Consider the following 12,379-nt stretch of genomic DNA (forward strand, 5'->3'; position numbering starts at 1 on the left):
GATGAATCAACTTTTATATATTACCTGGGATCCGAGTTTAGGTATACATATAGGCAGCTTTACCTTAAGATACTACAGCTTGATGTATGTGATTGCTTTTGGCTTAGGTTTTTATCTCATGGAATTTATTTTTAAAAAAGATAAGGAAGATAAAAAATTATTAGATCCCTTGTTCATCTATATGTTTCTGGCGGTAATAATAGGTGCTAGATTGGGGCATGTACTCTTTTATCAAAAACAATTATTTATACAAGATCCATTAGCAGTTTTCTTACCCATACGAACCAAACCTCATTTTGAATTTACGGGCTATTCAGGTTTAGCCAGTCATGGAGCTGCTATAGGAATTCTAATTTCTTTATATCTATTTACAAGAAAATATTTAAAACGAACTTTTTATTGGATATTAGACAGAATAGTTATTCCTGTTTCCATAGGAGGAATGTTTATACGTTTTGGGAATTTTTTTAATTCGGAAATTATTGGAAAGCCTTCTTCACTTCCATGGGCAGTACTTTTTATTCAACAGGATACCGATGAATACGGTAGTATTGTTCCACGCCATCCCTCTCAATTATACGAAGCCTTTGGCTATTTACTTTTGTTTATATCCCTGATGTTTATCTATTTAAAAACCGATAAAAAGAAATATTCTGGTTGGATATTTGGATATTTTTTAATCGTACTTTTCGGTATCAGGTTTATCGTAGAATTTTTTAAGGAACCGCAGGGAGAAGAATATATTAATTGGCTGGGATTAAATACCGGACAATGGTTAAGTGTACCCTTTATTATCGCAGGAATTTGCATACTAGTTACTGCAAAAAACAGGATTTATACATCAAAAGCAATATAAAATGAAAAATCTAATAACAAAACTAATACTATGTTTGCTGATTGTTATAAGTATAGTGGGTTGTAAAGATCCTAAGAATATAAGTATTAGTACCAATTTCGATAAATTAGATGATAAACCCTTACACATAGGAGATAAATTACCTTTAGAATTTAATACCCAAGATGGAATTATTGATTCGTATAGTATTAAATTGAATGATCAAACATACGATAAAAAAAATATTACTTTAGATGAATCCAATGCCAAGTTGGGAACAAATTATATAGTACTCACAATCAATTATAACGGAAAATATAAAAAAGAAATTGATGCAACTTTTACTGTTTTTCCAAACGAAAAAGAAAAGGATCTACATTATAAATTGATCCAAGAATTTCCACACAATCCTGAATTATTTACACAAGGATTTATCTATAAAGACGGATGGATTACGGAAAGTTCAGGACTTTATGGGAAATCATTATTAGTTAAATATAAATTAGGTTCAACTTCTTACTCTCAAAGCGTTAAAATAGACCCTAAATTTTTCGCAGAAGGGTTTGCCTTGCTAAATGAGAAATTATATTTACTTACTTGGAGAGAAAAAAAAGGATTCATTTACAATGCATCAGATTTTAAACTTTTAAAAGAATTCAACTATCCGGGTACTTTATATGAAGGTTGGGGAGCAACAACCATAGGAGATGAAATGGTTGTTTCTGACGGGTCTTCTGAATTAAAGTTTTATGATAAAGATTTTAATTTAAAAAAGAGTATTTCTGTAATTGGTTACGAAAATATTTATTCTAGGATTAATGAATTGGAGTACGCTAACGGATTTATTTATGCCAATGTTTTTGATGAACCGATCATTTTAAAAATTGATCCTAGTACAGGAATTGTGGTTGCTAAAGCAGATTTTTCGGATTTAGTAAAAATGAATCAATCCAATGAGGAGGCTGTTTTAAATGGGATTGCCTATGTTGATGGAGATACTTTCTTAATTACTGGAAAACTATGGTCTAAAATTTATAAAGTTGAATTTACGAAGTAAGTAAAATGATTTTTCTAGTGAATCGTGATTATAGCTAAAATATAATTTTAGAAAAAAAACACCATTTCCATTCTCTATATACATTAACTTAAGGAATAGTTTAATTTACATGTTTTTCAGCATGATAAGATGAGCGAACTAGCGGGCTGCTTTCAATATGTCTGAAATTTCCTAAACTTTTAGCGTAATCTTCATAATCTTTAAACTGTTCCAACGAAATAAATTCCTTTACAGGAAGATGCTTTTTACTAGGTTGTAAATATTGACCGATCGTGATTACATCAACTCGGGCGTCATGTATTTCTCTAATAGATTCATAAACTTCAGAAGGTTTTTCTCCTAGACCTAGCATAATTCCTGTTTTCGTTCTTCGTTGCCCTTGATCTTTCATATATCGGAGAACTTCCAAACTTCGATCATATTTTGCCTGTATACGTACTTCACGGGTTAATCTTCTAACCGTTTCCATATTATGGGATATAACTTCAGGGGCAGCTTCTAAAATTCTATTTATATGCCTGTGAATTCCTTGGAAATCAGGAATTAAAGTTTCCATGGTTGTGCCGGGACTAATTCTGCGTACCGCTTTTATGGTTTCTGCCCAAATAATAGATCCCATATCTTTAAGATCATCACGGTCAACGGAAGTTAATACCGCATGTTTAATTTTCATTAATTTAATAGAACGCGCAACTTTTTCGGGTTCCTCCCAATCAATTTCGGAAGGTCGCCCTGTTTTAACACCACAAAACCCACAACTTCTGGTACAGATATTACCTAAAATCATAAAAGTAGCCGTGCCTTCACCCCAACATTCTCCCATATTTGGACAGCTTCCACTTTGGCAAATCGTATTAAGCTTATATTTATCTACAATTCCCCTAAGTTCTTTGTAATTCTTACCGGAAGGCAGCTTAACCCGAATCCATTTAGGTTTTGTTATTGTTGACGAGTCCATAAAACAAATTTGTATCGTACAAAGTTAGTAACTTTATTACGGATAATTATTTAAGCTATAAATATAAAAAAAATATAATTATATAATTATACTGCTATAAATACATAAAATTAGGAGTTTTAATATAAATTTTAACGATTTATTAGCAGCACAATTAGAATAAAATAGTGAACTTTGCAGCTAGCTAATTTTTAGAAAGCATGGAGTATACATCGACTTCCGAAGATATAAAAATTATTATTGAAAAAGTACGGGAAAAAAGCAAAGATTTTAGTTTACTAAGTAAAGAAATAAATCAGGTGATCGTTGGTCAAAAATACATGATTAACCGCCTGTTAATTGGTTTATTAAGTAACGGTCATGTTTTATTGGAAGGTGTTCCCGGATTAGCAAAGACTTTGGCAATAAAAACACTTGCAGAGGCTCTTGATGGAGAGTTTTCTCGAATTCAATTTACGCCTGATTTATTACCTGCGGATGTTTTAGGAACCTTAATATATAATATGAAAGAAAATGATTTTTCTATTAAAAAGGGACCTATCTTTGCTAACTTTATTTTGGCAGATGAAATTAATCGTTCTCCGGCTAAGGTTCAATCAGCTCTGTTGGAAGCCATGCAGGAAAAACAGGTAACCATTGGAGATGAAACATTTAAATTGAAAGAACCTTTCTTGGTTTTGGCAACACAAAACCCTATCGATCAAGAAGGTACTTATCCACTCCCTGAAGCTCAAGTCGATAGATTTATGTTAAAATGCGTTGTTTCTTATCCTGATTTTGAGCAAGAAAGAACAATCCTTAGACAAAATATTTCAGGAGAAAAACATGAGGTTAAAAAAATTATCACTTTAGAAAAAATATTTGAGGCGAGGGAGTTGGTAAAAGAAATTTACATGGATGAAAAGATTGAAAGTTATATCCTAAATGTGATATTTGCTACCCGTTATCCGGAAAAATATAATATGCCAAATCTTAAACCTTACATACTTTTCGGCTCTTCCCCTAGAGGTAGCATAAGTATGGCATTGGCGGCAAAAGCAAATGCTTTTCTAAACCAAAGAGGATTTGTAGTACCGGAAGATGTTAAATCCGTTGCCAAAGATGTCCTTCGTCATCGCGTCGGAATAACCTATGAGGCAGAAGCAGAAAATATAACTTCCGAGGATATTATTGATCAAATTCTCAATTCAGTAAAAGCTCCGTAGTATTATAAAAAACAAAAAAATTGACGACAGAAGAACTTCTAATAAAGGTACGGCTTATTGAGCTAAAGTCTAAAAGAAGAATTAATTCAATATTCTTAGGAGAATATCACAGTTCTTTTAAGGGCATAGGAATGACATTTTCAGAAGTTCGTCAATACCAATTTGGTGATGATGTCAGAAAAATTGATTGGAATAAAACAGCCCGTTTTAATGAACCTTTTGTAAAAATATTTGAAGAGGAAAGAGAAATGGTATCTATGATTTTAATAGATATTAGCGCCTCGATGAATTTTGGAACCAAAAAACAATTAAAAAAAGAATTGGTTGCTGAAATAGGAGCAACTCTTGCTCTTTCTGCCATTAAAAATAATGATAAGGTAGGGTTGGTTTTATTTTCGGATAAAATTGATTATTTTATTGCTCCCAAAAAAGGAAATGCTCATATTGTAAGAATCATAAAAACGATTTTAGAAGCAGAGCCTAAACATACTAAAACAGATTTATCGGTAGTTTTTGATTTTATTATAAAAACTATAAAAAGAAAATCTACCATTTTTCTTATATCTGATTTTGATGTCACCTATTTTGAAAGAAATTTACGGATATTGACTAAAAAGCATGATATTACAGGGATTCGAGTTTACGATCGTTGGGAGAAAATATTTCCCGATATGGGCTTAATTTATCTTGAAGATTTAGAGACAGGAAAATTGCAATGGGTGGATACTTCTTCAAAAACTGTTCGAGATAAATATTCAGCATATTATCAGCGATTAACTACTACAACAGAAAATGCTTTTATTAAAAATGGCGCCGGTTTTCTAAATATTCCTGCCGAAGGTGATTATATAAAAATATTGTTTAATTATTTTAGAGGACATCATTAATTGTGAAGTTTAAAATTTTCATAGTATATTTTTTTATAGCAGCAATACTTATTCATGCACAAATCCCTGTTTCCAAAATTTCTACAGATTATATAAAATTTGGAGAACCTATTGTTTTAAAAATAACAGTTAAAACCGGTCAAAAGGATACCATAATTTTTCCAACGATTACAGATACACTCAGTGAAAAATTTGAAGTTTTAAGACAAAAAAAAGATACGTTAAGTAAAAACAACTCTATTTTTATAAGTGACAGTATAATTTTTTCAGCTTATGAAGAAGGAACTTTTTCGGTTCCGCCTCAAAGAATTTTAGTCAATTCAAAAGAATATTTTACTCCTTCCTATAAAGTCACGGTAGCTCCTGTTGTTACGGATAGCGTAAAAACTCCTTTATTCGATATTAAAAGTATTGTACAGATTCCTAAAAATGTATGGGATTATATACAGCCTTATCTAGGGTATGTACTATTATTACTTGTAATCCTAGTATGTGTAATCATCTATTTGATAAGAAGAAAGAAGAAAAAATCGGAAACCCATAAAAGCGAACCGGATGTATTAGCCATTAAAAGATTGAAAAAGCTCAAGAAGTCTGATTATATAGCTAAAGATTTATATAAAAAATATTATTCAGAATTAACGTCCATAATAAAAGATTATATGGAAGCTCGTTGGAATTTTCCGGCAACCAAACTTTTATCTGATGATTTATTGGAGTATTTAAAAAAAGAGAAATGGCTAGATGAAAATGAAATTGAAAATCTGAGCGTTATATTCAAAATTTCAGACTTGGCAAAGTTTGCGAAATATAAACCAACTCCGAAAGAAACGAAATTACATATGGAAAAGGCAATTAATTTCATAAATCTTACTAAAACAGATTCACCTAAAATAAAACTGCAAGATGAATCATAATATACTGTTTGGTTATCCTTGGATGTTGCTTCTTTTACTGGTAATACCCATTTTTATATATTTAAAATTTAGAACGAAAGTTAAGACAAAGGCGGTATTGATACCGAATGTCTCTGCTTTTAAATCGGAAAAAAATTATAAAACATATTTAAGGCCTTTATTATTTTGGATACGTTTGCTTATCCTAGCATTATTAATATTTGCCATGGCAAGACCTAAAGTTATAGGCACCTCGCAAGTTTACCAGAGCGATAAGGGAATAGATATCATGCTGACTGTAGATGTTTCTTTAAGTATGTTAGCAAAGGATTTGAATCCGGATAGATTATCAGCACTTAAAAAAGTAGCGCAGAAATTTGCATTAGAAAGATATGTTGACCGAATCGGGTTAATTGCTTATTCCGGGGAAGCACTTACTATGGTTCCTCTTACGGTAGACAGAAAAATTCTTATTCAACAAATTGAAAATCTAAGAACGCAGACATTGGAAGGAGGAACGGCTATAGGGGTGGGCTTAGCTACAGCTGTCAATCATCTTAAAAAAAGTAAGGCAAAAAGTAAAGTAGTTATTCTAATGACAGACGGAGTAAATAATGACGGATATGTAGAGCCAATTGTTGCAGCAGATATTGCAGCTGCTGAAGGAATTAAAGTCTATACCATAGGTATCGGTACTAATGGCTACGCATTATTTCCTACTCAAATAGACCGCTTTACCGGAAAAATTTATTTTGAAAAACAAAAAGTGGAAATTGATGAAGATTTATTAAAGAAAATAGCCCAAAAAACAGGCGGAGCCTATTTTAGAGCTACTGACTCGGAAAGTCTTCAAAATATTTACAATAGAATAAATAAATTAGAAAAATCAGATATAAATGATTTAAAATATTATAATTATAAAGAGAAATATAGAATATTTCTATTTCCTGCATTAATACTTTTGTTACTAGAATTATTCTTAAGAGGCTTTGTAGTTAGAAGTATAAATTAAAAAGATATTATGAATTGGCAGTTTGAGAAAATATCATATTTTTATTTATTGTTATTCATACCCTTTCTATTATGGAGATTACTATATCTCATAAAATGGAAAAAGTCCAAAATAAATCAATTTGCTGAACCAAGTTTTCAAAAAATGATTTTTGGAAAGGTAAATTATTCAAAATTTATTTTAAGTAATATAGGAATAATCATAGCCTATATCCTGATGATTTTCGGATTAGCTAACTTTTTAGGAGGAACAGAGAAAAAAGAAGTAAAGAGTGAAGGAATTGATTTGGTTTTTGTAATAGATGTCTCCAAATCCATGAATGCAGAAGATATAGCTCCTTCAAGATTGGAAAAAGCCAAAAAAATTGTTTGTGATTTTTTATCTAAACTAGGGGGGGATCGAGTAGGAATAGTAGCATTTGCAGGAAATTCCTATCCCATTATGCCTTTATCCAGTGATTATAGCGTTGCTCAGCTCTACTTAAATGGTATAGATACTAATCTTATTACAACCCAGGGAACAAATATAGCAGATGCCGTTTTAAAAGCTTCTACTCTTTTATCTCAAACTTCCAATACATCCAAAGTGATTTTTATAATATCTGATGGAGAAGCCCATGAAGGAGATGTTAAACGGGCAATAAATACGGCAAAGAAAAATAAAATTTCCATATTTTCCGTAGGGGTAGGTACAACTCAGGGAGCACCCATACCATTATTTTATGAAGGTAAATATTCAGAATACAAAAAAGATGATAATGGGGATATTGTATTAACGAAATTGCAAGAAAGTACATTAAAACAATTGGCAGCAGGAACCGGAGGTAAATATTTCTATGGCGGTCATAATACAAAAGATGTTGTTACTAAGCTATTTAAATCCATGTCTACCTTAGACAAAACTAACCAATCCGTAAGTATTAATTACGACACAAAACAGTATTTTCATTATTTTATAGGAGCCGCATTTTTAGTTATTTTTATTGTTTCTTTAACAAATTATAGGAGAGATTTTATGATTTAATCTTAGTATCTTTGTTAAAATGTATTTAAAAAATAAATATTTAGTTATAATTTTTATTTCACTAATAAATATTTTTCAAGCTCAGACGAAAGCATCAAGAAAGCATTTATTAGAGGGTAATAATAAATATTTGGCTGAATCTTATAAAGATGCAGCAGCTAATTATTTAAATTCGATACAAGACGGAGAAGATTCATATAGATCTAATTACAATTTAGGAAATGCCATGTATAAACTAAAAAAATATGATGATGCATTGATTCAATATGAAAAATCACTCCAATTGGCAGCAAATCAGTCGGAAAAAGCCAACGCTTTATTCAATATGGGAAACAGCTATTTTCAAAAAGGAGAATATGAAAGAGCAGCCGAAGCTTTTAAAAATACTTTGAAATTAAATCCGAAAGATGATAAGGCGAGGTATAATTATACAATGTCAAAACAAAAAGTAAAAGAAGCCCAACAAAAACAAGAAGAGCAAAATTCCAAAGATCAAGATAAGAACCAAGGAGATAAAGAAGATAAAAAGGATAATTCTCAGCAAAATGGTAAAGATCATCAGAATTCATCCAATGCTAAAGAAGATAAAACTGATAATTCAACCGATAAAAAAGATAAAGATAATTCTATAAATCATAAAGAAACACAGCCCAATAAAAATGAAAAAAATTCAATAAACAATCAGAAATCACAAGCAGATACAAATAATGCTAATCTGTCAGATGCCTCTAATCAACATTATGAAAATATTTTAGGAGCAATGGAAGAACAAGAAAAAAGAGCGCATCAAAAGATTATTAATAAAAGAGCTAATTCAAATCAAGGACAAAGTAGCAAAGATTGGTGATGAAGAAATATGTAATACTCTTTTTACTTATCTTTTTAAGCGGAATTTGGGCAAAAGCTCAGGTTTCTTTTCAACTCATACCCCAAAAAAATGAGGTAGGAGTCAACGAACCTGTACGCCTACAATTTTTACTTTCCATAAAAAATGAAGAAATTAAAAATATGGGGCGTTTAAAATTACCTTCTTTTTCAAATACGCAGGTAATTGGCAGGCAGGTTATTCAGAACCAAAGCTTTGATGATGAAGGGAATAGTGTTTTCGAATATGGAATTGAAATTATATTAAGAGCTGTTAAAAAAGGGAATATCCGTATAGATGCCGCACAAATAACTGTTAATAATAGGAAATATGAGACCAAGCCCACCGTAATAATTGTGTCAGGAAATTCTAGTGGAAGTGAAGATGACACAGCTTTTAATTCAAAATTGGGTGAAGTATTTCTTAAATTTAAAGTATCAGAAAAGAATCCGTATCAAAATGAAGGGGTAGTTGCGAATTTAAAATTTTATACTCGAAGGATTGAATTACTCAATAGTATGACCAATCTGGTTTCTCCGGATTGGCAGGGGGTATTTGTACAGCCGGTAAAAGAAAGAAGCAATACCTACGAACAGGAAATAATTAATGGAGAATCCTATTTTTCAAGAGTTATAGGGACTTATGTTATGTTTCCAACTCAATCGGGAACTCTTGTCATAAATCCATTTACCTTAACATTAACAATTCCGGATGGATTTTTTGATGAACACGACTTAAATATTAAATCGGCACCGGTTACATTACAAGTTAAGAGACTTCCTGATAATGCTCCAAAAGATTTTCATGGGCTGGTAGGTCAATTTACTATTAGGGCTTCAGCAAACAAAAAAGACTTACAAGCAGAAGAAGCAGTAACTGTAAATGTAGAAATAAATGGTAAGGGAAATCTTACGCTTCTTAAATCCCCAAGACTTCTAATATCTGATGATATAGAACAATATACCCCTAAAAGTAAATTTGATTCAGAGGCAACCCTACAAGGCATAAAAGGAAAATTAAATACGTCTACCATATTAGTTCCTCAAAAAGAAGGTACTTATAATATAAATGTAGAATCAGTTAGCTATTTTGATCCCATAGATGAAAAATATAAAAGTTTAATTGTACAGCCAATTCCCATTAAAGTATCAGCTAATACTTTAGCAAAAAATGATGATAAAACCGGTACGGTCATCAAAAAGGACACGAGTGATGTCAACCAATATGATCCCAAATCTGCCATTAAAAATAAGGTCACTGAAGTATTGAAAAGAGATCATAGAAGCTTAGGAAAAATATTGATAATTATATTATTTTCAGGAGTTTTATCAATTATTGTTATCCTTGGAATTTGTATAGTAATAATTAAAAGAAATAAAAAAAATAAGCTAAAAAAACAAGAAGAAGAACAATCGTTTGATTCATTAAATAAAGAAAAAAAATTTACATCACGTAATTTACCTTATACAAGCTCTAACATTACTAATGATTTTAAAAATGAATTATCACAATTAAATCATTTAGCACAAGAAGGAACAGATAAAAAAGAATTTTACATTCTTTTAGAAAAGACTTTGATAGAAGCAGCAAAACAATATTTAAATTTAGAAAATTATAGTTTTGTTTATACTTCAGACTTAGAAGATGAATTAGCTCAGAGATTAGGAGATGAAATTTCAGAAGAATGGAAGAATATGGTTATTCAATCTCAAATTGAACGATATTCAAGCGTAACAGAACAAGAATCCCTAGAATCTGTATATACAAAAGCTAAAGACTTAATTAAGAAATTAAATATAAAAAAATAGAGCGCCTAAAAACTTTTTAGGAAATTTAATTAACAAAATTCTTTAAAAATATAATTTTACTATGCCTTTACATTTTTCTATCCAGGAAATAGCAAGTTGTTTTATGGTTTTATTTGCCATTATAGATATTTTTGGCAGTGTTCCCGTAATAGTAAGCATAAAAAGTAAAGTCGGTTATCTTCAGGCTAAAAAAACAACATTTGTTGCTTGTGCAATCATGATATCCTTTTTGTTCGTTGGTGATAAACTACTAAAACTTATAGGAATTGATGTATATTCATTTGCTGTAGCAGGTGCTTTAGTTTTATTTGTTATTGCACTGGAAATGATTTTGGGCATTGAAATTAATAAAATCGATGAGCCGCATTCTGCTTCCATAATTCCTTTGGCATTTCCTTTAATAGCAGGAGCAGGAGCTTTAACCGCCGTGTTGGCTTTAAAAGCAGAATATCATACGGAAAATATTATCATAGCCATACTTCTTAATATGGTAGTCGTATATTTAGTATTAAGATATTCGGGTAAATTAGAACAAATTTTAGGACAAGGAGTAATTTCAATTATGAAAAAAGTTTTCGGTATTATCTTATTAGCTATTTCCATTAAGTTATTTACTGCAAACATAACCTCTTTGTTAGAAAAAGTATCTCCTTAAAAAATAAGATCTCATTTTGTATATTTGTAAAAATATAAAGATGAAATATTTTTTAAATCTTACTCTTTTAGCTTTTGTCCTCTTAATAATTTTTAATGCAACGCGAATTAATTATAGTTATGGGATAACTACCGATCCAAACGATAAATATTTTTATTCAATTTTATTTGCTATTGTAGGCATTTTAATAGTATTCATAATAAAAGGACTAAAAAAATTATCCCAAACCAAATAAATTAATCAGAAGATTTAATTTTTTCAAGCAATTTTAAATAACAACTCTCCAATTCTTTATAGCCAGGTATTTTTTTGTCTTTACCATTATAGACAATCATTAGTAAATGAGATGTTGTAAAAGTGTTGTTTAGCTCATTTTTATGCAAGCGGAAACATTCACGCAAAAGTCTTTTTATCCGATTTCTATCCACTGCATGTTTAAAAATTTTTTTAGAAACGGACACTCCAACCTTATGGGTTTCCAAAAATTCAGGAGAAGGACAATAAACCATAGCTAAAGGATACTTTTTATTCCACGTCCCTTTTTCAAACAAATATTTAATAAGCTTATATCCTTTTAAATGTTCTTCTTTCGTATACTTTTGGTTCATATAATATGCATTTCATCACAATACCATTCCCAAAGATGATATTATTGAGACTTTTGATTACATAAAATTTCAAGAAATGTTTTGTCAAAGATAGGGCATTTGTAATAATCATAAACATTAATTAATTTTGTATAACAATAAAAACTAATATAAAATATGTATCCAGAAGAAATGGTTGCGCCAATGAAAGCGCAATTAACAAATAAAGGTTTTGAAGATTTAAACACATCAGAAAAAGTAGAAGAAGCATTAAAAAGACCCGGTACAACCTTATTAATAATTAATTCCGTTTGTGGATGTGCTGCCGGAGGAGCTCGTCCCGGAGTAATATTGTCTGTAGAAGGCGAAGGAAAAAAACCGGATCATTTAACTACTTCATTTGCAGGATTTGATGTGGATGCAGTTAAAACCGCTAGAGAACATCTTGCCCCTTTTCCACCTTCATCTCCGTCCATAGCACTTTTTAAAGATGGAGAATTGGTTCATTTTTTAGAAAGACATCATATTGAAGGTCATTCTCCTGAAATAATTGCTGAAAATTTAAAACAAGCATACGCTGAATTTTGCTAA

Annotated in this window: 13 protein-coding genes; 11 read left to right on the forward strand and 2 right to left on the reverse strand. The window is 30.7% G+C overall.

Features of this window, described 5'->3' with window-relative positions; translation table 11 throughout:
* Position 1: 1 nt before the first annotated feature.
* Entirely contained in the window at positions 2-856 is an 855-nt protein-coding gene (lgt, locus tag GFU93_RS08885; RefSeq protein ID WP_160556900.1) for a prolipoprotein diacylglyceryl transferase, read from the forward strand.
* Between the two features lies 1 nt (position 857).
* A complete protein-coding gene (locus GFU93_RS08890) occupies positions 858-1,892 on the forward strand; it encodes a glutaminyl-peptide cyclotransferase (protein WP_160568840.1) in 1,035 nt (344 codons plus the stop codon).
* 100 nt (positions 1,893-1,992) lie between these two features.
* Here GFU93_RS08890 and lipA read toward each other — a convergent pair whose 3' ends face one another.
* A complete protein-coding gene (gene lipA, locus GFU93_RS08895; RefSeq protein WP_160541667.1) occupies positions 1,993-2,850 on the reverse strand; it encodes a lipoyl synthase in 858 nt (285 codons plus the stop codon).
* 200 nt (positions 2,851-3,050) lie between these two features.
* Here lipA and GFU93_RS08900 point away from each other — a divergent pair, with 200 nt between their 5' ends.
* The 8 genes from GFU93_RS08900 (at position 3,051) to GFU93_RS08935 (ending at position 11,201) form a co-directional block, all read left to right on the forward strand.
* Complete coding sequence (locus GFU93_RS08900; RefSeq protein ID WP_160556903.1) at positions 3,051-4,055, forward strand: MoxR family ATPase; 1,005 nt, start codon at positions 3,051-3,053, stop codon at positions 4,053-4,055.
* Between the two features lie 20 nt (positions 4,056-4,075).
* Positions 4,076-4,942, forward strand: a complete 867-nt coding sequence (locus GFU93_RS08905) for a DUF58 domain-containing protein (protein ID WP_160568842.1) — start codon at positions 4,076-4,078, stop codon at positions 4,940-4,942.
* A 2-nt stretch (positions 4,943-4,944) separates the two neighbouring features.
* Positions 4,945-5,859 carry a BatD family protein gene (locus tag GFU93_RS08910; RefSeq protein WP_160568844.1) on the forward strand — a complete coding sequence of 305 codons (915 nt, stop codon included), beginning with the start codon at positions 4,945-4,947 and terminating at the stop codon, positions 5,857-5,859.
* The gene (locus tag GFU93_RS08915; protein ID WP_160568846.1) at positions 5,849-6,850 is read left to right on the forward strand and encodes a VWA domain-containing protein; all 1,002 of its coding nucleotides are present in this window, start codon (positions 5,849-5,851) and stop codon (positions 6,848-6,850) included. The genes GFU93_RS08910 and GFU93_RS08915 overlap by 11 nt, the downstream gene beginning before the upstream one ends.
* A gap of 144 nt (positions 6,851-6,994) precedes the next feature.
* Positions 6,995-7,873: a VWA domain-containing protein gene (locus tag GFU93_RS08920; RefSeq protein WP_160568848.1), complete on the forward strand. Its 879-nt coding sequence runs from the start codon at positions 6,995-6,997 to the stop codon at positions 7,871-7,873.
* A 130-nt stretch (positions 7,874-8,003) separates the two neighbouring features.
* Positions 8,004-8,720, forward strand: coding sequence for a tetratricopeptide repeat protein (locus tag GFU93_RS08925; protein WP_160568850.1), 717 nt, complete (start codon positions 8,004-8,006; stop codon positions 8,718-8,720).
* Positions 8,720-10,546 carry a BatD family protein gene (locus GFU93_RS08930; RefSeq protein ID WP_160568852.1) on the forward strand — a complete coding sequence of 609 codons (1,827 nt, stop codon included), beginning with the start codon at positions 8,720-8,722 and terminating at the stop codon, positions 10,544-10,546. The genes GFU93_RS08925 and GFU93_RS08930 overlap by 1 nt, the downstream gene beginning before the upstream one ends.
* 61 nt (positions 10,547-10,607) lie before the next feature.
* Positions 10,608-11,201, forward strand: coding sequence for a MarC family protein (locus tag GFU93_RS08935; RefSeq protein ID WP_160568854.1), 594 nt, complete (start codon positions 10,608-10,610; stop codon positions 11,199-11,201).
* A 236-nt stretch (positions 11,202-11,437) separates the two neighbouring features.
* Here the strand turns inward: GFU93_RS08935 and rnpA are convergent, their stop codons facing one another.
* Positions 11,438-11,809, reverse strand: a complete 372-nt coding sequence (gene rnpA, locus GFU93_RS08940) for a ribonuclease P protein component (protein ID WP_160568856.1) — start codon at positions 11,807-11,809, stop codon at positions 11,438-11,440.
* A 156-nt stretch (positions 11,810-11,965) separates the two neighbouring features.
* Between rnpA and GFU93_RS08945 the strand changes: the two genes are divergently transcribed.
* Positions 11,966-12,379, forward strand: coding sequence for a BrxA/BrxB family bacilliredoxin (locus GFU93_RS08945; protein ID WP_160541676.1), 414 nt, complete (start codon positions 11,966-11,968; stop codon positions 12,377-12,379).

Source organism: Apibacter sp. B3546 (assembly GCF_009827885.1).
Lineage (GTDB): Bacteria > Bacteroidota > Bacteroidia > Flavobacteriales > Weeksellaceae > Apibacter.

Bases quoted from the DNA above. Each gene is read 5' to 3' on its own strand.
- lgt (WP_160556900.1), top strand. From the start codon at position 2: ATGAATCAACTTTTATATATTACCTGGGATCCGAGTTTAGGTATACAT.
- GFU93_RS08890 (WP_160568840.1), top strand. From the start codon at position 858: ATGAAAAATCTAATAACAAAACTAATACTATGTTTGCTGATTGTTATA.
- lipA (WP_160541667.1), bottom strand. From the start codon at position 2,850: ATGGACTCGTCAACAATAACAAAACCTAAATGGATTCGGGTTAAGCTG.
- GFU93_RS08900 (WP_160556903.1), top strand. From the start codon at position 3,051: ATGGAGTATACATCGACTTCCGAAGATATAAAAATTATTATTGAAAAA.
- GFU93_RS08915 (WP_160568846.1), top strand. From the start codon at position 5,849: ATGAATCATAATATACTGTTTGGTTATCCTTGGATGTTGCTTCTTTTA.
- GFU93_RS08920 (WP_160568848.1), top strand. From the start codon at position 6,995: ATGATTTTTGGAAAGGTAAATTATTCAAAATTTATTTTAAGTAATATA.
- GFU93_RS08930 (WP_160568852.1), top strand. From the start codon at position 8,720: ATGAAGAAATATGTAATACTCTTTTTACTTATCTTTTTAAGCGGAATT.
- GFU93_RS08935 (WP_160568854.1), top strand. From the start codon at position 10,608: ATGCCTTTACATTTTTCTATCCAGGAAATAGCAAGTTGTTTTATGGTT.
- rnpA (WP_160568856.1), bottom strand. From the start codon at position 11,809: ATGAACCAAAAGTATACGAAAGAAGAACATTTAAAAGGATATAAGCTT.
- GFU93_RS08945 (WP_160541676.1), top strand. From the start codon at position 11,966: ATGTATCCAGAAGAAATGGTTGCGCCAATGAAAGCGCAATTAACAAAT.